Here is a 19,433-nt window from a genome sequence, read left to right as displayed (position 1 = left end):
CGGGTGGGTGCGTCCTGCCCGGTGCCTCCGATCCCCCAGCCGGATGGGGCGGCGGCCGTGGTGCTGCGGCGCGCCGGGCTTGTCGCCCCGCGCCTCTGGCCGTGACGGCGAGGGGCGCGGGCATCTCCCGCCGTGGCGGGCCGGGGTCACACCGTGTCCAGGTACAGCTCCAGCTGCTGCCGGGGCGTGAGCTCCGCCATGTAGTGCAACTCCTGCCGCTTGGTCATCACGAGGTTCTCGATGAGCTGCGCCGGGAAGATCCGGCGGGCGATCCCGCTGGTCTCGAAGGCATCGATGGCCTGCTCCCAGGTGTCGGGGATCTGCAGGAGGTCCTGCTCATAGGCATTGCCCATGATCGGCGGAGGCGGTTGCAGGTTGTCCTCGATCCCCACGAGCGCCGACCCCAGCACCGCCGCCAGGAACAGGTAGGGGTTCACGTCCCCGCCCGCGACCCGGTGCTCGACCCGGCGCGACATGAGGCTGCCCCCCGGGACGCGCACGCTGGCTGTCCGGTTGTCATAGGCCCAGCAGACGCCGGTCGGCGCGTGGCTCTCGGGCACCAGGCGCTCGTAGCTGTTGGAATGGGGCGCGAAGACCAACGTGAGGTCGGGAATCCCCTTCAGGCAGCCGGCGATGGCGTTCCGCAGGAGCGGCGACCCCTCGAAGGTGCCGTCGGCGAAGGCGTTCCGGCCTTCCCCGTCCAGGATGGAGAAGTGGGTGTGGAGCCCGTTCCCGGCATAGTCCTCGTAGGGCTTGGCCATGAAGGAGGCCGCAAAGCCGTGATTCCGGGCCAGGCCGCGCACCAGTTGCTTGAAGAGCCAGGCGTCGTCCGCCGCCTTGAGCGCGTCGGGAACGTGGCTCAGGTTGATCTCGAACTGGCCCAGGCCCACTTCGCTGATCGCGGCCTCGGCCGGGATGTCCATGACATCGCAGGCCTCGTAGAGATCGTTGAAGAAGGCGTCGAAGGCGTCCAGCGCCCTCAGGCTCAGGATCTCGGCGCCCGGCCTCCGCTTGCCCGAGCGGGGCGAGGGCGGCTGCCGGATCTCGCTGCCCGAGTCGTCCACGAGATAGAACTCCATCTCGGTCGCGACGCAGGGGACGAGCCCGTGGTCCCGGAACCGCTCCACGACAGAGCGCAGGGCGTGCCGGGGGTCGCCGGCGAAGGGCTCGCCCTCCTCGGTGTACATCCACATGGGCAGGAGCGCGGACGGGGTGCCCAGCCAGGGCATGGGCACATAGCCCCGTTCCGTGGGCCGCAGGACGCCATCCGGGTCCCCGATCTCGAACACCAGGGGCGAGTCCTCCACGTCCTCGCCCCAGATATCGAGGTTGAGGACGGAAAGGGGAAAGCGCGTGCCTTCCTCCTCGATCTTGCGGGCAAATCGGACAGGGATGCGCTTGCCGCGGGCCTGTCCATTGAGGTCGACGGCGCCGCAACGGACGTTGCGCACCTCGGGGTGCTGGTCGAGCCAGCTCATTTGGTCACCTATGACGTTTCTGGAAGGGTCAGTCGCGCGTCGGGCCGACGGCCAGAAACCGTGGGGGCCATGTCATCGTATCACCTGGAACTTGGCCCTCCAGCGTCCCGACCGGGAGGGCAGATGGCGGTTGAGCCTCCTCGAGCCAAGGTAGAACAGGCCTACGATGCTCAGGGTGAGGAGGATGAAATACCCCGCGAGGATGGGGTACGGGACGAAGGGGTTGAAGGTCTTGTCCGCGAAATACGACGCATAGTAAAGCGCGTCGCCTTTCTGCTGGATCGCGGGAAAGCCGGTGAAGAACACCAGCGTCGTCGCGTGGAACAGGAAGATCGCCTCGTTGGTGTAGGCGGGCCAGGCCAGCCGCAGCATCGTCGGCCAGACGATCCGCCGGAACTTGGTCCAGCCCGACAGGCCATAGGCGTCCGCCGCCTCGAGGTCGCCCCGCGGAATCGCCTGGAGCGCGCCGTGGAAGATCTCCGCCGAATAGGCGGCCGTGTTCAGGAACAGCACGACCAGGGCGCCCAGCCAAGCCGAGGTGAGGATCCCGAGGCCGGGGAACTGGCCCTTGAGGCTCAGGAACAGGAAATAGCCGAAGAAGAACTGGATGAAGAGCGGCGACCCCCGGAACACGAACACGAACCATTCCGCAGGCTTGCGCAGCCAGACGTGGTGCGAGGTTCGGGCCAGCGCCACGGCCGTGGCCAGGAAGAACCCGGCCACCAGCGAGAGCGCCCCGAAGTAGATGTTCCAGAGCAGGCCCGACCCGATCAGCGTGACCTGCTGGCACATCGTGAAGTCGGTGGAGGGAAGGAGCCTCTCGCCGTAGCCCAGGGACCGGAAGGCATAGGACTGGACGGTGTCCCAGCAGCTCATGCGGCCCCCTCCAGCGCGGACTTGCGCTGCGCCTCGCCTCCGGCGATCGCCTGCCCATGGGTCAGGCGGCGCATCAGGCGGTTGAGAAGGACCTCCGAGACCTTGGTGAAGGCCAGGTAGAACACGAGCAGGAACAGGAAGTACCACATCCGCCAGTCGCCGTGCGGATAGTCGGTGAACTGCGGCGTCTTGGAGCCGCCAAGGTCGCGCGCCCAGTAGACGATGTCCTCGACCCCAAGGAGGAACAGCAGCGGCGTGGCCTTGATCAGCACCATCCACAGGTTCGACAGCCCGGGCAGCGCATAGACCCACATCTGCGGCACCAGCACGCGCCAGAAGGCCTGGCGCTGCGTCATGCCATAGGCTTCCGCCGTCTCGATCTGGGCCCGGGGCACGGCCCGCATCGCGCCATGAAGCACGTTCGCCGCGAAGGCCCCGAAGACGAGCGAGAAGGTGATGACCGCGAGGAGGAAACCGTAGACCTCGTGCTCCCATTGCGGGGCCGAGGACAACGGCAGCTTGGCAGCCGGACAGACGACGAAGTCGTTCCCCTGGTAGACCGCCTGGCCCCAGTCCGGGCACAGGACGCGGTGGCGGACGTATTCGAACGCCTGATCCAGCGCGATCACGAAGAACAGGAAAAACGCGATGTCGGGGACGCCCCGCACGATGGAGATGTAGGACTGCCCGGCCCAGGACAGCGGCGCCACGCGCGACCGCGCCAGCATGGCTCCGCCGAAGCCCAGGAGAAGGGCAACGGGCGCCGTCACCGCCAGCAGCAGGAGGACCGTCCCGAAGGACGCGTAGAAGCTCAGATGCTTTCCGGTCGTCAGGTAGCAGACGAACCAGGACAGGTCATTGAGCGTGGACGGGTCGGAGCACATCGTGGGCTGGGCGGGGGACCGGCAGGCCCCCCGGGTCCTTTCGGGTCAATAGGTCGGGGCGTCCATGTCGAACCACTTGGAGAGCAGGGCGTTCAGCGACCCGTCCTCCTTCATGGCGGCGATGGCCGTGTCGAATTTGGCTTTCAGCTCGGTGTCGCTTTCGCGCAGGCCGAGGCCCACGCCCTGGCCGATCGGAACGGGCTCGCCGACATAGACCAGCTGTCCGCCGGACGCTTCGACGATCGGGGCCAGGAAGTCGCGGTCGGCGAAGACGGCATCGGCCTCGCCGTTGCGGACGGCGGCGACGGTTTCCTCGGGGGTGGCGAACTCGACCAGGGTGGCCCCGGTCTCGGCGACATGCGCGGCCTGGATGGTGTTGGTCTGCGCGGCCACGACCCCGCCGGTGACGTCGACCCCGTCGCTCAGCGCCACATAGGCCGAGGGGACGTTGGGAAAGTATTCCTGGGTGAAGTCGATCACGGCATCCCGCTCATCGGTGATGCTCATCCCGGCAAGGATCGTGTCGTAGTTGCCCGACACCAGGTTGGGGATGATCGAATCCCATTCGTTGGTGACCCATTGGCAGGTCAGCTGGGCGCGGGCGCAAAGCTCGTTGCCGAGCTCGACCTCGAAGCCGTCGACCTCGCCCTGGTCGTTGATGAAGTTGAACGGCGGATAGGCGCCCTCGGTGCCCATGCGCACCACGTCCTGGGCCAGCACGGCCGAGCCGCAGAGCGCCAGGGCGGAGGCAAGGAGAAGTCTGGTCGTCGTCATCGGGATCCCTTGCTGGTCGAGCGTTCGTGTCAGGCGGCCTGCGTGGCCGACAGGAAGCCCCGGAGCCGCTCGGTCCGGGGATGGCCGAAGAGCTGCTCGGGAGGGCCTTCCTCCTCGATGCGGCCCTTGTGCAGGAACACCACATGGTCGGCGACATCCGCCGCGAGCTTCATGTCGTGCGTCACGATGATCATCGTCCGGCCTTCCTGCGCCAGCGCCTTGATCACGCGGATCACCTCCTGCTCCAGCTCGGGGTCGAGCGCCGAGGTCGGCTCGTCGAAGAGCAGCGCCTTGGGCTCCATGCAGAGCGCCCGCGCGATGGCCGCGCGCTGCTGCTGCCCGCCCGAAAGCTGCGCGGGCCAGGCGTCGGCCTTGTCGCCGATCCCCACCTTGGCGAGATAGGCCCGGGCCCGCTCCTCGACCTCCCTGGGGTCGCGCCGCAGGACGGTGACCGGGGCCTCCATGACGTTCTGGAGGATGGTCAGGTGGGACCACAGGTTGAAGCTCTGGAAGACCATCGACAGGTTGGTCCGGATGCGGACGACCTGGGCGCGGTCCGCAGGGCGCCGTTCGACGCCGGTCCCCTTCCAGCGCACCGGCTCCCCGCAGAACAGCACGTCGCCCTGCTGGCTGTCCTCGAGCAGGTTGCAGCATCGGAGCAGGGTGGACTTGCCCGAACCCGAGGAGCCGATCATCGCCACGACATGCCCCGCCGGAGCCGCGATATCCACGCCCCTGAGCACTTCGAGAGACCCGTAGGCCTTGTGCAGGTTGCGGATTTCGATGACCGGCGCGACGTCGTTTGGCACGTTGGGATCCCTGTTGTCCGGGAAGGAGACGTCATTTCCCAAGCGATTGCAACGTTTTTGGGCTCAGCGGGCCGTGACGTCGGGTGATCCGGGAAGCGGGCGCTCGTAGGCCGAGGGCGGAAGTTCCACGATCGCCCGGAGCCCGAGCAGGCCCGCCTCGGACGGCGGCAGCGCGGCGACGGCGGCGGCGATCGCCTCCCGGAAGGGGGCCGGGTCGTTCCCGCGCGCGGTGATGAAGGTCATGCCCGGGCCCGCCGCCGTCCGCCCCAGGATGCGGACCCGTTGCGTCGCCTCGTCCCACCGCTCGAGGGCGCGGAAGGTGATCGCGTCGATGCAGGCCAGGTCCGCCCGGCCGTCGGCGACCGCCCGCAGGGACGCGGCGTGCGATCCGGTGATCATGACGGGGCGCAGCGGGACGCCCGTCGCCCGCGACCATTCCTGCGCGAAGTCCCAGCCCGAGTTGGACAAGGGGTCGTTGAGCGCGAAGCGGTCCCCCGGCGCCGGATCGTCGGCCCGCGCGATCATGTAGCTGTAGTACTCTCCGGGGCCTGCGCCGGGCAGCCCGTAATCCGAGGCCGCGATGACGGTGACCCTGTCGCGGAAACGGGCGCGCCAGGGCAGGTTGCAGATCTGCCCGAGCACGAGGTCAGGCCGGCCCCAGCCCTCCATGTAGTCCGTCTCGCGGTCCAGCGCGTCCGGCGCGGCGACCCCGCGCGCCCGCAGCCCGTCCCGGATCAGGGCCCAGAGCGCGTCATGCGCAGCCCGGTTCTCGGGCCGGTCGTACATGGGCAGGCTTGCGATCACCGCATCCGGGCCTCGACCCGCTGCCGTGCGAGGGCGCTGTCCGCATCCTCCACGCCCAGCATCGGCGCCACGAGCCGCATGAGCCCGTCCTCGTCCGCGTCCCGCTTGCCGTCCGCCAGCGCGACCTCCCAGAGCGCCTCGATGACGCCCAGCCGCTCCTCGTAGGGGACGTGCTCCTTGATGGCGCGGGTGAAACGCACCGTGTCGGGGGCCTCCTGCTCCAGATCCTCCGCGTCCCCGCGCAGGCGGGCGGCCTCGAACGGCCCGAGGCCGAAGCGGGCGCGCAGGACGGCATCGATGCGGCTGACCTCGGCGCCCGCATAGTGACCGTCGGTTCGCGCCAGCCGCACCAGCAGCGCCGCGAGCGCCAGCCGCGCGTCGGGGTCGGGCAGGGTTTCCGGGGCGGGCGACAGGAGGCGGCGGAGAAGGGACTCGAACATGGGGCGGAGGTATAGCGGTCGGGCGCGGGGGGAAAGGGCTCAGAGCGTCACGAAGCGTTGCGACAGCCAGTCCGCACGTTCCCCGATGCGCCAGGGCGGGTTCACGGTGAAGAGGCCGGAGCCCTCCATCCCGTGGCCGGGCCGCGCGGGCGGAAAGCGCACCTCATGGCGGAACCCGTCGGGAAAGCTTCGCTCCAGCCGCTGGACCATGGGGGCGTGACGCGCATCGGGCAGGAGGGGGTACCACAGCATCAGGATGCCCACGTTCCACCGGCGATGCACCTTTTCCATGAGGTCGGGGATGGTGGCGTATTCGTCCTTCACCTCCCAGGACGGGTCGATCAGCAGGAACCCGCGCCGCGGATCGGGCGGCGTCAGGGTCAGCGCCATCTCCGCGCCGTCCCGCCGTTCGATGCGCGCGCCATGGGGCCGGAGGTTCCGCTCCAGGGCCTCCCCTTCGCGCGGGTGCAGCTCCGCGACCGCCATCCGGTCCTTGGGCCGCAGGCAGAGCGCCGCCACGAGCGGGGAGCCCGGATAGCTGCGCCGCCCATGCAACTGCCGCGTCCGGGCCAGGACGCGCGCGTAGGGATCGGCAGGCGGGAACCAGTCCTCGACCTTCCGGATGCCGGCAGCGGCCTCGCCGGTCTTGAGGGCCTCGGGGCTGCCCAGGTCGTAAAGGCCCCGGCCTCCATGCGTTTCCAAGTAGCTGAGCGGCTTGTCCTTCTTCGTCAGCTCCGACAGCACCCAGGCGAGCGTGGCGTGCTTGTGGACGTCGGCGAGGTTCCCGGCGTGATAGCCGTGCTGATAGGAAAGCATGAGGTCCCCTATCACCCCCGGACCCGGGTGGGGAGGGGGCTCCTGCCGTCGCCCGATAGGATCACTTCCGCAGCCGCGCGGGCGAGAGGGCGGCCGCCACATCGGCCCCAAGGGTCGGGGCGGTGCCGGCGGCCAGTTCGGCCAGATGCCGGCTCGCGGCGCAGGCGGTCTGGAAGCCGTAGCCGCCCTGGCCCGCGCACCACAGGAACGAGCCGTCCAGCGGGTCCGGCCCCAGCACGAGCTGCCGGTCGGGCGCAAAGGTCCGCAGGCCGGCCCACGAGGCGAGCAGCCGCGTGACCTCCAGGGTGACATGCGCTTCGAACCGCGCGAGCCCTTCGGCCAGCACCATGTCATCCGCCCAGGCGTCGTGGGGCTCCTGCGGGTCCTCCTCGGCCGGGGACACGAGCAGGGCGCCCGCGTCGGGCTTCATGTACCAGCTCTCGCCGGCGCCGATCACCATGGGCCAGCTCGACGGGTCCTGCGGCGCGGGGATGCGGGCCATCGACCGCCGCATGGGAACAAGGCCGAGGCGCGGCAGCCCCGCAAGCTCCGCCACCCGGTCGGCCCAAGCGCCGGCGGCGTTGACCAGGACCCGTGCCTCGTAGGTGTCGCCGGCCGTCACGGCCCAGCCCCCCGCGATCTTCCGGATCGCGGTGACGCGCGCGCGCGTGGCGACCTCCGCGCCCCGGCTCCGGGCCTCGCGCAGAAAGCCCTGAAGCAGGCGGTCCGTGTCGAGATCGAAGGTGTTGGGCTGGAACGCCGCCCGCGTCACCTCCGGTCCCAGGATCGGGAAAAGCCTGCGCGCCTCGTCGGGCCCGATCTCCGTCATCTCGAGGCCCAGGAGGTCGGCCTCGAACACCGCTTCCTCGCCGGACCGGCCCACCATCAGGAGACCCCGGGGCGACATCACCTCGCGTTGTTCCAGCTCGGCCCGGCTCGCGCGGTTGAGCGCCACCGTCGACGGCGCGCCATAGGTTTCCTCGAAGACCGCAGCCGAGCGGCTCGAGGCATGGTGGGCCAGCGTGGGCTCGGCCTCCAGCAGCGTCACGGAGCCCAGCGAGGACAGCCGTGCCGCAGCCGAGACGCCGGCGATCCCGCCGCCAATGACAAGATAGTCGATCATCGAGGCCCGATGTCTGGAGGTGGCGGGAGGACCGCGGCCCAGTCAGGTGACGGCCGCGGCGCCAGGCCCGGGAGCCAAGGCCCCGCGACGATCCGCGCAGGGACACCTGCGCCCGCCCGGCCCCGTTGCCGGCCCTGCAAGGATGTTTCGCAGGCGGTCCGGATTCGACCGCCCGGAGCTGCCGGAGGCCCGGCGAACCGGGTCCCCGACCGAAGGCTGGTCAGGACGGGATGTCGCCCGACAGGCCTTCGACGTAGAAGTTGAGCCCCGCCAGCTCCTCGTCCGTGGCGACCTGCCCTTCGGCAAGCCAGGGCGTCCCGTCCTGCTTGTTGATGGGGCCGGTGAACGGGTGGTACTCCTTCGAGGCGATCCGGTCGCGCAGGGCCTCGGCCTCGGCCTTGACCTCGGCGGGGACGGCCTCGGTGATCTCGCCGATCTGGACCTCGCCCTCGCCGATGCCGCCCCAGAACGCCTGGCTCTGCCACGAGCCGTCGAGCACCGCCTGGACGCGGTTGATGTAGTAGGGCGCCCAGTTGTCGATGATCGACGAGATCCGCGGCGTGGGCTTGAAGGCCGCCATGTCCGAGGCCTGCCCGAAGGTGAAGACGTTCCCGGCCTCCTGCGCGGCGGCCTGCGGGGCCGTCGAGTCGGTGTGCTGGAGGATGACGTCCACGCCCTGTTCGATCATGGCCTTGGCGGCGTCGGCTTCCTTGGCGGGATCGAACCAGGTGTAGGCCCAGATCACGACCATCTCGACGTCCGGGTTCACCTTCTTGGCGTGCAGGAAGGCCGAGTTGATGCCCTGGATGTTCTCGGGGATCGGGAACGAGCCGATGTAGCCGATCTTGTTGGTCTTGGTCATCCGGCCCGCGATGGTCCCCATCACGGCGCGGCCTTCGTAGAAGCGTGCGTCATAGGTCGCGACGTTGTCGGACCGCTTGTAGCCGGTGGCGTGCTCGAACTTCACGTCGGGGAACTTGGTGGCGACGTTCACGGTCGCATCCATGAAGCCGAACGAGGTGGTGAAGATCAGCTTGGCGCCGCCCAGGATCATCTGGGTGATCGCGCGTTCGGCGTCGGCGCCTTCGGGCACCGATTCCTGGTAGACCGTCTCGACGGCGTCGCCGAAATGCTCCTCGACCGCAAGGCGGGCCTGGTCATGCTGGAAGGTCCATCCGCCGTCGCCGATCGGGCCGACATAGATGAAGCCCACCTTGAGCGGGCCTTCCTGGGCGCGGACCGGCAGGCCCAGCGTCGCCAGCGTCGCGGCCGTCGCGCCCGAGGCGAGAAGCGTCCGTCTGTTCAGATTCATCCAAGAAACTCCCTAGTTGGATGTCATCCGCCTCAGCGCGAGGCGTGGAAGGGTTGGCCGAGCGAGCCCGGCGCCGCCAGCGCCGCCCGCCCCCGGCCCGACGAGATCAGGACGAGCACCAGGATCGTCACGAGGTAGGGGGCCATCGACAGCACCTCGACCGGGATCGGCACCCGCGCGGCCTGGAGGTTGAGCTGAAGCACCGAGATCCCGCCGAAGAGCCAGGCCCCGAGCAGCAGCCGCAGCGGCCGCCAGGAGGCGAAGACCACGATGGCCAGCGCGATCCAGCCCGCGCCGGCGGTGATCCCTTCGGTCCATTGCGGCACGCGCACGAGCGACAGGTAGGCCCCGCCCAGCCCGGCGCAGGCGCCGCCGAACAGGATGGCCAGGAATCGCAGCCGCAGGACATGGTAGCCCAGCGCGTGGGCGGCGTCGTGGTTCTCGCCGACGGCGCGGAGCGTGAGGCCGGCCCGGCTCCGGTTCAGGAACCACCAGACGCCCGCCACCAGCGCGACGCCCAGGTAGACCACCCAGTCGTGCCGGAACAGGATCGGGCCCAGCACGGGGATGTCCGACAGCAGGGGGATCGCGATGTCTCCCATCTCGGGCGCGCGGATCCCGTTGTAGGCTTGTCCCACCATCGAGGCGAGGCCCAGCCCGAAGAGGGTCAGCGCGAGGCCCGTCGCCACCTGGTTCGACTTGAGCCAGAGCACCAGCACCGCGAACAGGACCGACAGCGCCGCGCCCCCGACGGCTGCGCCCAGGAAGCCCAGGGCCGGCGACCCCGTCGCCACGGCGGTGGCGAACCCGGTGATCGCCCCGGTGATCATCATGCCCTCGACGCCGAGGTTGAGGACCCCCGACCGTTCCACGACCAGCTCGCCCAGGGCGGCCAGGAGGATCGGGGTCGACGCCACGATGAGCGACGCGAGCAGGAGGACGGGGGAGATGCCCGAAAGATCCATCAGTGCGTTCCCTGGGCCGGCTTGGGCTGGGCGACCACGGCCTGGGGCGCCTGGGCGCGGCCGGATCGCACGCGGACGCGGAACTGCGTCAGCACGTCCATCGCCAGCAGGAAGAAGAGGAGCATCCCCTGGAAGAGCTGGATCGCCGCCGCGGGCAGCGAGAGCTGGAGCTGCGCCATCTCGCCCCCGATGTAGGTCAGGGCCATCAGCAGCCCCGCCAGAAGGATGCCGACCGGGTGAAGCCGGCCCAGGAAGGCCACGATGATCGCCGTGAAGCCATAGCCCACGTTGAAGTCGATCGAGATCTGCCCGGCCGGGCCCGTGACCTCGAACACCCCCGCGAGCCCCGCGAGGCCGCCGGAGATCGCCATGCAGGTCAGCACGAGCCGCGACGGCGACACGCCCGCGAAGGCCGCGGCGCGCGGGCTTTGCCCGGCCAGCCGGACCGCGAACCCGAAGGCGTGCCGCGCGAGCAGGACATAGGCCACGAGCACCGACAGCCCCGCCGCGATCACGCCCCAGTGGATGCCCGTCCCGGTGAACAGCTCCGGATTGGCCGAGGCGGACCATTGCGACAGGTTCCGCGACCCCGGGAAGCCCATCCCTTCGGGATTCTGGAGCGGCCCCAGCGCCGCATAGGCCAGAAGGTTGGTCGCGACATAGACCAGCATCAGCGACACGAGGATCTCGTTCGTGCCGAACCTGACCTTCAAAAGCCCCGGAATCAGCGCCCAGGCCATGCCGCCCAAGGCTCCGGCCAGGACCATGAGGGGGAAGATCAGCCGGGACTCGGACGGGTAGAAGGCCAGCCCCACCGCCGCTCCGGTCAAGGCGCCCAGGATGTACTGCCCTTCGGCGCCGATGTTCCAGATGCCGGCCCGGAAGCCGAAGCTGAGCCCGATCGCGATCAGGATCAGCGGCCCCGCCTTGATGAGCAGCTGCGGCCGCGTGTAGCTGGCGAACTCGCCGAACAGGGGGTCCCAGAAGATCGTGCGGATCGCCAGGACGGGGTCCTTGCCCATGGCGGCGAAGAGCAGGCCGCCCACGATCATGGTCGCCAGCACCGCGAGCAGCGGCGTCGCCAGCGCCCAGGCGCGGGACGGGGTCGGGCGCTTTTCCAGGTAGATCATCGGGCGCGCCTCCGGCCGGGATGCTCCGAGCGGGTCGGAGGAAAGGGGGCGGCGCCCGCCACGGACGCCGGACGAACGCGCTCAGTGCGCATGGGCCACTTCCATCCCGTGCGCGCCGCCCAGCATGAGGCCGATCTCCTCGACGGTGAGGCCACGGGCCGGGCGCGCGGGCGAGAGCCGCCCTTCGTTGAGCGCGGCGAAGCGGTCCGAGATCTCCATCAGCTCGTCGAGATCCTGGCTCACCACCACCACGGCCGCCCCCTGGGAGGCGAGGTCGAGCAGGGCCTGCCGGATCGACGCGGCGGCGGCGGCGTCCACGCCCCAGGTGGGCTGGTTGACGACCAGGACCTCGGGGCGCTGCAGGATCTCGCGCCCGATGACGAACTTCTGGAGGTTCCCGCCCGACAGCGACCGTGCCGCCGCCCCGGGGCCGGGCGTCCGGACGTCAAAGCCCCGGATCACGCGTTCCGCAAAGCTCCGCGCGCCGGTCCAGTCGACGAAGCCGCCCCGGGCCAGCCGTTCGCGCACGCGCCCCGTCAGGAAGGCGTTCTCGGTCAGGGTCATGTCCGGCGCGGCGGCGTGGCCCATCCGCTCCTCCGGGGCGCAGAGCAGCCCGCGCGCGCGGCGTTCGGAGGGGGAGCAGCGCCCGATCGGGTCCGACCCGAGCCGCACCATCCCCGGCGCGGTCCTCATCTCGCCGGACAGCGCGAGAAGCAGCTCGTCCTGCCCGTTGCCCGCGACGCCGCCGATCCCCAGGACCTCGCCCCGGCTGACCGAGAAGGTCACGTCCCGGAGGGCCATGCCGTGCTGGCGGGGCGAGGCCGCCGACAATCCCTGCACCTCCAGCACGACCTCTCCTCCGGCGATCGTGGCGCGGGCCGGGGTCTTGAGCGTGCCGCCGACCATCATCTCGGCCATCTGCCGGGCCGAGGTCGCGCGCGGGTCGCAGGTGGCGACGACCTTGCCGCCCCGCAGGATGGTCGCCTCCTCGCACAGCGCCCGGATCTCCTCGAGCTTGTGGGAGATGTAGAGGATCGCCGTCCCTTCCTCGCGCAGTTGCCGGAGCGTCCCGAACAGGATGTCCACCTCCTGCGGGGTCAGCACCGAGGTCGGCTCGTCCATGATGAGGAGGCGGGGCGCCTGCAGCAGGCAGCGGATGATCTCCACCCGCTGCCGTTCGCCCGCCGACAGGTCGCCCACCGTCCGCCGGGGATCGAGCGGAAGCCCGTATTCCCTGGAGACCTGGGCGATGCGGCTTGAAAGGTCGCGCAGCGGCGGCGGGTTCTCCATGCCGAGCGCGATGTTCTCGGCCACCGAGAGCGCGTCGAACAGAGAGAAGTGCTGGAACACCATCGCCACCCCGGCGGCGCGGGCGGCGCGGGGCTCGGCGGGGGTATAGGGCCGGCCCGCCAGGGTCATGCTGCCGGCGTCGGGCCGCACCAGGCCGTAGATGGTCTTGACGAGGGTGGACTTGCCCGCCCCGTTCTCGCCCAGCAGGGCGTGAACGCTGGCCGGACGGATGTCGAAGCTCACGTCGCTGTTGGCGACCACGCCCGGATAGGCCTTGGTGAGCCCCCGGATCGCCAGCAGCACGTCGCTCATCCGGTCGCATCCCTTTCCTGGCGTTGCCCGCCCGTTTCCATCGCCCTGATTAGCGCGGCGGCAACGCCGACGGCAATGGCCTGAGGATGCTTCCCGAGGCTCGGATCGCCTATCGGACAGGCAATGCGCGAGATTTGAGCAGCCGTGTGGCCGAGCGAGCCCAGCCGCGACCGGAACCGGGCCATCTTCGTGGCCGATCCGATAAGCCCGAGACTCGCGAATCCGTGGACCAGAAGGGCATGGCAGAGCTGGAGGTCCAGCTCATGCGAGCGCGTCAGCACCAGGTGGTCCGACTCGACCGGGGCATAGCGGACCAGGGCGGCAGGCTCGGCGGCGGGCAGGATCGTCACGCCCGCCGGCACCGCGGCGGGAAACCGGTCGGGCCCGAGGTCGACCCAGGTGATCGCCACGCCGGGCCAGGGCGCGAGCACGTTCACGATGGCCCGTCCGACATGCCCCGCGCCCCAGACCCAAAGGGGCCGTCCAGGCGCGGGCGCCGCCTCGATGAGCCAGCCGTCGCGCACCAGGGGCCTCGACCCCGGCGCAAGCTCCACGCTCGGACATGGGCTGGCGGTGCCTGACAGCCGCCGCGCGTAGGGCAGGGCGTCGGGCAGGGTCCCGGCGTCGAATCGTTCCCAGGCCAGGGTCACCGAGCCGCCGCAGCACTGGCCCAGCGCCGGCCCCAGCGGCACGGTCCGCAGGAACGGCTCCGGATGGCCGGCGGCGAGCATGAGGCGCGCCTCGCGCACCGCCTGGTTCTCCAGCTCTCCGCCGCCGATGGTGCCCTCCTCGCCGCCCTCCCAGACCAGCATGGAGGTGCCGGCGTCGCGCGGCACGGACCCCGCGACGGTCACCACGAGGATGCGGACGACGCGTCCCTGCGCCGCCACCGCCCCCTGGAGGCTGGCGGGGTCGAGGCTCATAACCCGCGCGCCCGATGCACCGCGGCCAGCACCCGTTCCGGCGTCGCGGGCGCCTGAAGGTCCGGGAACGCGGGCCCGCAGGCCGCGCAGGCGTCCCCCAGCGCGAGGAACGCCGAGATGCCCAGCATGAACGGCGGCTCTCCCACGGCCTTGGAGCGGTAGATCGTCTCCGCCCGGTTCGGCGCATCCCAGAGGTGGACGTTGAACACCGCGGGCCGGTCGCTCACCGCCGGGATCTTGTAGGTGGAGGGCGCGTGCGTCCTGAGCCGCCCCTTGTCGTCCCAGACCAGCTCCTCGGTGGTCAGCCAGCCCGCGCCCTGCACATAGCCGCCCTCGATCTGCCCCACGTCCAGCGCCGGGTTCAGCGAGGCGCCGCAGTCGTGCAGCACGTCGGCCCGCAGGATGCGGTTCTCTCCGGTCAGGGTGTCGATCACCACCTCGGTCACCGCGCAGCCGTAGGCGAAGTAGAAGAACGGCCGCCCCTGGCCGCGCAGCCGGTCCCATTCCAGGTCCGGCGTGGCGTAGAAGCCCGTCGCGCTCAACGACACGCGGCCCAGGTAGCAGGCCTCGACCGCGCCGTCCCAGGTCAGGCTCTCGCCGCCGACCGTCACCATCCCGTCCCGGAACTCCACCCGGTCGGGCGTGGTCTGGTAGAGCCCGGCCAGATGCGCGCCCATCCGCTCCCGCAGGGTGTCGCAGGCCGCCTGCGTCGCCATCCCGTTCAGGTCCGCCCCCGAGGACGCCGCCGTGGCCGAGGTGTTGGGCACCTTGGTCGTGTCGGTGGCGCTGATCCGCACCCGCTCCAGCGGCACGCCGAACCGCGCCGCCGCGACCTGCGTGATCTTGCGGTGCAGGCCCTGGCCCATCTCGGTCCCGCCGTGGTTCAGCAGGATGGACCCGTCGCGATAGACGTTCACCAGCGCGCCCGCCTGGTTCAGGTGCGTCAGCGTGAAGGAGATGCCGAACTTCACCGGCGAATAGGCGATCCCCTTCTTCAGGATGGGGTTTTGCGCGTTCCAGGCCCGGATCGCCTCGCGCCGCGCCGCAAAGTCCGAGGACGCGAGCAGGTCCTCCGTCATCTCGTGCAGCAGGAAGTCGGTGACCGGCATCCCGTAGGGCGTCGTCTGCGGCTCCTCCCGGCGGGAATGGGCCCCGCCGAACCGCCGCCCGGTGCCCGGCCCGCCCCGCGCCGCGCCGTCCCCGTCCGCCCCGGAACCGTCCGCATCCGCGGCCGCATAGAAGTTGAGCCGCCGCACCTCCACCGGGTCGCGGCCCAGCTCGCGCGCGACATGCTCGACGATCCGCTCCATCCCCAGCATGCCCTGCGGCCCGCCGAACCCGCGAAAGGCGGTGGCCGACTGCATGTTGGTCTTCAGCCGGTGCGAGGTGATCCGCATGTGCGGGATCAGGTAGGCGTTGTCCGCGTGCAGCATCGCCCGGTCGGCGACGGCGAGGCTCAGGTCCTGCGACCAGCCGCAACGGGTGATCTGCGTGACGTCCACCGCCAGCAGCCGCCCGTCCTCGTCGAACCCCACCTCATAGGCGATGCGGAAGTCGTGGCGCTTGCCGGTGATGACCATGTCGTCGTCGCGGTCATAGCGCATCCGGCAGGCGCGGCCCGTCCGCTCCGCCGCGACGGCGCAGGCGATCGCTAGCGCGTTCCCCTGGCTTTCCTTGCCGCCAAAGCCGCCGCCCATCCGCCGCATCACCACGCGCACGTCGTTCATGTGGACGCCCAGCGCGTCCGCCACCTTGTGCTGGATCTCGCTGGGGTGCTGCGTGGAGCAGTGGACCTCCATCTGCCCTTCGCCGGGCAGGGCCAGCGCGGCCTGCCCCTCCAGGTAAAAATGCTCCTGCCCCCCCATCTCGAAGGTGCCGCTCAGCCGCCGCGGCGCGCGGGCCAGAGCCGCCTCCGCGTCGCCCTTGGTCCAGACGCGCGGCCCCTCCTCGAACCGGCTGTTCGCGGCCAGCGCCTCCTCAATGGTCAGGATCGGCGGCTCCTCGGCCACCTCGGCCCGGCCCAGCCGCGCCGCCTTGCGCGCGGCGAGGTGACTGGTCGCGACCACCAGGAACAGCGGCTGCCCCACGAAATGGATCGGCCCGTCGCAGAGCAGCGGCTCGTCGTGCGCCGAGGGCGAGGTGTCCACTGGCCGCGGCAGGTCGCTCGCGGCCAGCACCGCGATCACCCCCGGCGCGGCGCGCACCGCGCTCAGGTCCAGCGACACGAGTCGCCCCCGCGCCACGTCCGACAGCCCAAAGGCCAGGTGCAGGCAGCCCTCGGGCGCCGGGATGTCGTCCACGTAGCGCGCCGCCCCGGTGACGTGCAGCACGGCGGAATCGTGCGTCTCGCGCAGCCCGACGCTCATGGCGCGACCTCCCGGATGTCCGTCTCGGCCCCCGACATCTCCGCGACATAGCGCATGAGCATGCCGCCCGCCGCCTCCAGCCGATAGGCCGCGCTGGCCCGCATGTCCGACAGCGGCGTGAAGTCCCGGGCCAGCGCCGGCATCGCCGCCGCCACCGTTTCCGCGGTCCAGGGCCGCCCGACCAGCGCCGCCTCGACCGCCGCCGCCCGCTGGGGCACCCCGGCCATGCCGCCGAAGGCGATCCGCGCCGACTGCACCACCCCGTCCCGCACCGCGACGTTGAACCCCCCGCAGACGGCCGAGATGTCCTGGTCGAACCGCTTCGACAGCTTGTAGACGCGGAAGTCCGGCGCGGCGGCCGGGATCGTCACCGCCTCCACGAACTCGCCCGGCTGACGGTCCTGCTTTCCATAGGCCAGAAAGAAGTCCTCCAGCGGCATCTCGCGCCGCGTGGCCCCCCGGCGCAGGTGCAGCACCGCCCCCAGCGCGATCAGCGCCGGCGGGTTGTCCCCGATAGGGGAGCCGTTGGCCACGTTCCCCCCGATCGTCGCCGCGTTCCGCACCTGCTGCGAGCCATAGCGCCGGATCAGCCGCGCCCAGCTCGGGAACCGCTCCTCCGCGAGGGCCAGCACCTCGGTCATGGTGACGCCCGCGCCCAGCCGGATGCGGTCGCCCGCGACCTCGATCCGGGCAAGGTCCCGCGCCCGGTTCAGGAACGCCACTTTGGGCAGGTCGCGCAGCCCCTTGGTGACCCAGAGCCCCACATCCGTCGCCCCCGCGATCAGCGTCGCGTCCGGGTTCGCCTCGTACCATGCGGCGAGGGCATCGGCGCTGTCGGGCAGCACGGCGGCGCCCTCGGGGGCTGGCGGGGCAGGGGGCACCTCGACCGGCACCGCCACCCCGGGGTCCGACGTCACCGCGCCGCCCGTCGCCTCGCCCCGCTGGCCCGCCTTCGGGGGCTCCGCGCCAGGGCCTGTGGCGTCGCTCTCCACCAGGTCCACCGCATCGTCGCGCCGCCCTGCCCATCCCTCGCCGGGGGGCATGTCGCCCGCGCCGGGACCCGCCGCCTCGCCCACTACCCAGGGGGGCCCGCCCGGGGGCACGTCGCGCACCCAGTCCGGCACCGGCGCCCGCGCCGCCGCCTCGGCCGCGCGGATGATCGGCGCATAGCCCGTGCAGCGGCAAAGGTTCCCCGCCAGCGCCGTGTCGAAGTCCCGCTCCCCGTTCAGGTGCGCCGCCGCCATCGCCACCACGAAGCCCGGCGTGCAGAACCCGCACTGCGAGCCGTGATGCTCCACCATCGCCCTCTGGACGGGATGCAACTCGCCCTCGGGCGAGGCGATGCCCTCCACCGTCCGCACGGCCTTCCCGGCCAGTTGCGGCAGGAACAGGATGCAGGCGTTCAGCGCCCGCGCGCCCCGATCGTCCGTCACCATCACCGTGCAGGCGCCGCAGTCGCCCTCGCGGCAGGCCTCCTTGGTGCCGCGCAGCCCCCGTTGGTCGCGCAGCCAGTCCAGCAGCGTTCGCGTCGGCAGCCCCTCGGCCTCGACCCGTTCCCCGTTGAGGAGAAACTCGATCTTCATCTGAAAGCCCGCCGCCTTACCCCGTTGGCCTTGGGCGCGGTCGATGCGGCGTAGACCGCGCCAGACGCGATCAAGGCGGAAAGATCGACGCTTGGCAAGACCCGGACGACCGGCGCGGTGAGGGGTCAGGAAATCCCGACTGTCTGCGCCGACCGTGGCGGGGCTAGGACAAGGGCCATTCACTCATCCTTTTCCCTGCCAATTCCAGGAACCCTTCCCATGGACCCTTACCTGCTTCTCAAGTTCGCTCACGTCATGGCGGCGATCTTCTGGGTCGGCGGAGCCTCGATCCTGACGCTCCTCGTGCTCATCCTCGACCGCCGGGGCGATGACGCGGCCACCATGACCGGCGTGTCCTACGTCGCGCTCCTGGGGAACCGAGTCTTCGCGCCGCTCGGCCTCTTCACCATCGTCACGGGCCTCGCGGCCGCCTGGCTGGGGTCCTGGGGCTTTGCCGCCTGGACGATCCTGGCCGCGATGATCGTGGCCTGCACCTTCGTCCTGGGCGCCCTGTTCCTCGGCCCCACCTGCGAGCGCGCAGTCAAGTCCCACCAGGAGAGCGGGGACGCGGCGGCGTCCATGGTGCACGGGCGTCGCGTCCTGCGGCTCGTCAAGCTCGACCTTGCCGGACAGTTCGCGATCATCAGCCTCATGGTGCTCAAGCCGTCCTGGACCGACCTCCACCTCCTGGTCCCGGCGGCGCTCCTCCTCCTGGGCGGACTGGCCGTTCTCCGGGCGCCGGGTCGCCCCGTCGCCGCCCAGCCGGCCTGAGCCGGGGGCCGTCCCGGCCCGCGCGCCACTCCCTCCCATCCCGACGCACAGCGGGTCATGGACCCGGTCGCCTGCCGCGCATGCCGCGGCAGGCCCTTGCCATGGACGGGCACGGCATCGCCCCCTGGGCCAACGGGACACCACCGGGCGGACAGGTAGGAAATACCTCCATGCCCAGCCCCTCCGGAATCGCCTAATCTCGGCTTATTCATCGGATCTTTTCCTTGGCGACGATAATGGACCTCCTCCTTGTTTCGGGACTCATTCACATCATCGGCGGCCTCGTCTGGGCCGGTTCCGTCGCGGTGCTCGGGCTCATCCTGCTGAGCGTCGCCGACGGCTCCGACCACGAGGCCGCCCGGCGCGCCGTGGACGAGGCGGCCCTGATCGACCGCTGCGCGCTTCGGCCCGCGATGCTGGCCACGGTGGCCGGGGGCGGGGGGCTGGCCTGGGCCGCGGGCGCGCTCCCCGGGGGCTGGGCCCTGGTCGTGCTGGCCCTGATGGGCGCGACTCTGACCCTTGGCATCACGGTCCTGCGTCCCGCCGTCGAGATGGCGCGCCACGTCCCCGGACCGGCCTCCGTCCGGAGGGTCCTGGGCCTGGCCGCGATCCATCTGGCGCCCCAGGCCGCGGCGCTGGCCCTGCTGGTCCTGCGCCCGGGGATGAGCGAGATCATCCTTCTCGGCGGCCTTGTCGCCTGCCTCGGGCTGGCCGTGGCGCTGGCCCGCACCCCGGGCGAGGAGCCCGCCCGCGCCGCGTGACGGGCGGGCCGGCGCT

Annotated in this window: 18 protein-coding genes; 2 read left to right on the top strand and 16 right to left on the bottom strand. The window is 71.0% G+C overall.

The window, feature by feature from the left end; genetic code table 11:
* Window positions 1-146: 146 nt before the first annotated feature.
* The 16 genes from J3P31_RS03920 to xdhA all read right to left on the bottom strand — a co-directional run bounded on the left by J3P31_RS03920 (window position 147) and on the right by xdhA (window position 17,885).
* Window positions 147-1,478 (bottom strand): glutamine synthetase family protein, encoded by a 1,332-nt coding sequence (locus tag J3P31_RS03920; protein WP_210527094.1) that lies wholly within the window; start codon window positions 1,476-1,478, stop codon window positions 147-149.
* A 72-nt stretch (window positions 1,479-1,550) separates the two neighbouring features.
* Entirely contained in the window at window positions 1,551-2,354 is an 804-nt protein-coding gene (locus J3P31_RS03915; protein WP_210527093.1) for an ABC transporter permease, read from the bottom strand.
* Window positions 2,351-3,238, bottom strand: a complete 888-nt coding sequence (locus J3P31_RS03910; RefSeq protein WP_210527092.1) for an ABC transporter permease — start codon at window positions 3,236-3,238, stop codon at window positions 2,351-2,353. Before J3P31_RS03910 ends, J3P31_RS03915 begins: the two co-directional genes overlap by 4 nt.
* A 45-nt stretch (window positions 3,239-3,283) precedes the next feature.
* On the bottom strand, window positions 3,284-4,012 hold the full coding sequence (locus J3P31_RS03905) for a transporter substrate-binding domain-containing protein (protein WP_210527091.1): 729 nt from the start codon (window positions 4,010-4,012) through the stop codon (window positions 3,284-3,286).
* A gap of 29 nt (window positions 4,013-4,041) precedes the next feature.
* A complete protein-coding gene (locus J3P31_RS03900) occupies window positions 4,042-4,821 on the bottom strand; it encodes an ABC transporter ATP-binding protein (protein ID WP_210527090.1) in 780 nt (259 codons plus the stop codon).
* A gap of 63 nt (window positions 4,822-4,884) precedes the next feature.
* Window positions 4,885-5,625 carry a phosphate/phosphite/phosphonate ABC transporter substrate-binding protein gene (locus tag J3P31_RS03895; RefSeq protein ID WP_210527089.1) on the bottom strand — a complete coding sequence of 247 codons (741 nt, stop codon included), beginning with the start codon at window positions 5,623-5,625 and terminating at the stop codon, window positions 4,885-4,887.
* Entirely contained in the window at window positions 5,622-6,065 is a 444-nt protein-coding gene (locus J3P31_RS03890; RefSeq protein ID WP_210527088.1) for a tellurite resistance TerB family protein, read from the bottom strand. The genes J3P31_RS03895 and J3P31_RS03890 overlap by 4 nt, the downstream gene beginning before the upstream one ends.
* Window positions 6,066-6,104: 39 nt before the next feature.
* Window positions 6,105-6,881 carry a 23S rRNA (adenine(2030)-N(6))-methyltransferase RlmJ gene (gene rlmJ / locus J3P31_RS03885; protein ID WP_210527087.1) on the bottom strand — a complete coding sequence of 259 codons (777 nt, stop codon included), beginning with the start codon at window positions 6,879-6,881 and terminating at the stop codon, window positions 6,105-6,107.
* A 61-nt stretch (window positions 6,882-6,942) separates the two neighbouring features.
* On the bottom strand, window positions 6,943-8,004 hold the full coding sequence (locus J3P31_RS03880) for an NAD(P)/FAD-dependent oxidoreductase (protein ID WP_210527086.1): 1,062 nt from the start codon (window positions 8,002-8,004) through the stop codon (window positions 6,943-6,945).
* Window positions 8,005-8,224: 220 nt separating this feature from the next.
* Complete coding sequence (locus J3P31_RS03875; RefSeq protein ID WP_210527273.1) at window positions 8,225-9,310, bottom strand: BMP family ABC transporter substrate-binding protein; 1,086 nt, start codon at window positions 9,308-9,310, stop codon at window positions 8,225-8,227.
* A gap of 38 nt (window positions 9,311-9,348) precedes the next feature.
* Entirely contained in the window at window positions 9,349-10,281 is a 933-nt protein-coding gene (locus J3P31_RS03870) for an ABC transporter permease (protein ID WP_210527085.1), read from the bottom strand.
* A complete protein-coding gene (locus tag J3P31_RS03865) occupies window positions 10,281-11,411 on the bottom strand; it encodes an ABC transporter permease (RefSeq protein WP_210527084.1) in 1,131 nt (376 codons plus the stop codon). The genes J3P31_RS03870 and J3P31_RS03865 overlap by 1 nt, the downstream gene beginning before the upstream one ends.
* 81 nt (window positions 11,412-11,492) lie before the next feature.
* A complete protein-coding gene (locus J3P31_RS03860) occupies window positions 11,493-13,013 on the bottom strand; it encodes an ABC transporter ATP-binding protein (protein ID WP_210527083.1) in 1,521 nt (506 codons plus the stop codon).
* Window positions 13,010-13,936: a xanthine dehydrogenase accessory protein XdhC gene (xdhC, locus tag J3P31_RS03855; protein WP_210527082.1), complete on the bottom strand. Its 927-nt coding sequence runs from the start codon at window positions 13,934-13,936 to the stop codon at window positions 13,010-13,012. The genes J3P31_RS03860 and xdhC overlap by 4 nt, the downstream gene beginning before the upstream one ends.
* Window positions 13,933-16,302 carry a xanthine dehydrogenase molybdopterin binding subunit gene (xdhB, locus tag J3P31_RS03850; RefSeq protein WP_210527081.1) on the bottom strand — a complete coding sequence of 790 codons (2,370 nt, stop codon included), beginning with the start codon at window positions 16,300-16,302 and terminating at the stop codon, window positions 13,933-13,935. Before xdhB ends, xdhC begins: the two co-directional genes overlap by 4 nt.
* A complete protein-coding gene (gene xdhA / locus J3P31_RS03845) occupies window positions 16,299-17,885 on the bottom strand; it encodes a xanthine dehydrogenase small subunit (RefSeq protein WP_210527080.1) in 1,587 nt (528 codons plus the stop codon). Before xdhA ends, xdhB begins: the two co-directional genes overlap by 4 nt.
* A gap of 219 nt (window positions 17,886-18,104) precedes the next feature.
* On the opposite strand from xdhA, the gene J3P31_RS03840 reads away from it, so the two are divergent.
* Both J3P31_RS03840 and J3P31_RS03835 read left to right on the top strand, forming a co-directional pair.
* The gene (locus J3P31_RS03840; RefSeq protein WP_210527079.1) at window positions 18,105-18,656 is read left to right on the top strand and encodes a DUF2269 family protein; all 552 of its coding nucleotides are present in this window, start codon (window positions 18,105-18,107) and stop codon (window positions 18,654-18,656) included.
* A gap of 224 nt (window positions 18,657-18,880) precedes the next feature.
* On the top strand, window positions 18,881-19,417 hold the full coding sequence (locus J3P31_RS03835) for a hypothetical protein (RefSeq protein ID WP_210527078.1): 537 nt from the start codon (window positions 18,881-18,883) through the stop codon (window positions 19,415-19,417).
* The last annotated feature ends 16 nt before the right edge of the window (window positions 19,418-19,433 follow it).

Source organism: Rubellimicrobium arenae, from assembly GCF_017916275.1.
GTDB classification, from domain to species: Bacteria; Pseudomonadota; Alphaproteobacteria; order Rhodobacterales; family Rhodobacteraceae; genus Rubellimicrobium; species Rubellimicrobium arenae.
This window is presented reverse-complemented; position numbering and strand designations above follow the sequence as displayed.

Excerpts from the sequence above, each read along its gene's own strand:
- J3P31_RS03920 (WP_210527094.1), bottom strand. The coding sequence starts at position 1,478 with ATGAGCTGGCTCGACCAGCACCCCGAGGTGCGCAACGTCCGTTGCGGC.
- J3P31_RS03915 (WP_210527093.1), bottom strand. The coding sequence starts at position 2,354 with ATGAGCTGCTGGGACACCGTCCAGTCCTATGCCTTCCGGTCCCTGGGC.
- J3P31_RS03910 (WP_210527092.1), bottom strand. The coding sequence starts at position 3,238 with ATGTGCTCCGACCCGTCCACGCTCAATGACCTGTCCTGGTTCGTCTGC.
- J3P31_RS03905 (WP_210527091.1), bottom strand. The coding sequence starts at position 4,012 with ATGACGACGACCAGACTTCTCCTTGCCTCCGCCCTGGCGCTCTGCGGC.
- J3P31_RS03890 (WP_210527088.1), bottom strand. The coding sequence starts at position 6,065 with ATGTTCGAGTCCCTTCTCCGCCGCCTCCTGTCGCCCGCCCCGGAAACC.
- rlmJ (WP_210527087.1), bottom strand. The coding sequence starts at position 6,881 with ATGCTTTCCTATCAGCACGGCTATCACGCCGGGAACCTCGCCGACGTC.
- J3P31_RS03880 (WP_210527086.1), bottom strand. The coding sequence starts at position 8,004 with ATGATCGACTATCTTGTCATTGGCGGCGGGATCGCCGGCGTCTCGGCT.
- J3P31_RS03870 (WP_210527085.1), bottom strand. The coding sequence starts at position 10,281 with ATGGATCTTTCGGGCATCTCCCCCGTCCTCCTGCTCGCGTCGCTCATC.
- J3P31_RS03865 (WP_210527084.1), bottom strand. The coding sequence starts at position 11,411 with ATGATCTACCTGGAAAAGCGCCCGACCCCGTCCCGCGCCTGGGCGCTG.
- J3P31_RS03860 (WP_210527083.1), bottom strand. The coding sequence starts at position 13,013 with ATGAGCGACGTGCTGCTGGCGATCCGGGGGCTCACCAAGGCCTATCCG.
- xdhC (WP_210527082.1), bottom strand. The coding sequence starts at position 13,936 with ATGAGCCTCGACCCCGCCAGCCTCCAGGGGGCGGTGGCGGCGCAGGGA.
- xdhB (WP_210527081.1), bottom strand. The coding sequence starts at position 16,302 with ATGAGCGTCGGGCTGCGCGAGACGCACGATTCCGCCGTGCTGCACGTC.
- xdhA (WP_210527080.1), bottom strand. The coding sequence starts at position 17,885 with ATGAAGATCGAGTTTCTCCTCAACGGGGAACGGGTCGAGGCCGAGGGG.
- J3P31_RS03840 (WP_210527079.1), top strand. The coding sequence starts at position 18,105 with ATGGACCCTTACCTGCTTCTCAAGTTCGCTCACGTCATGGCGGCGATC.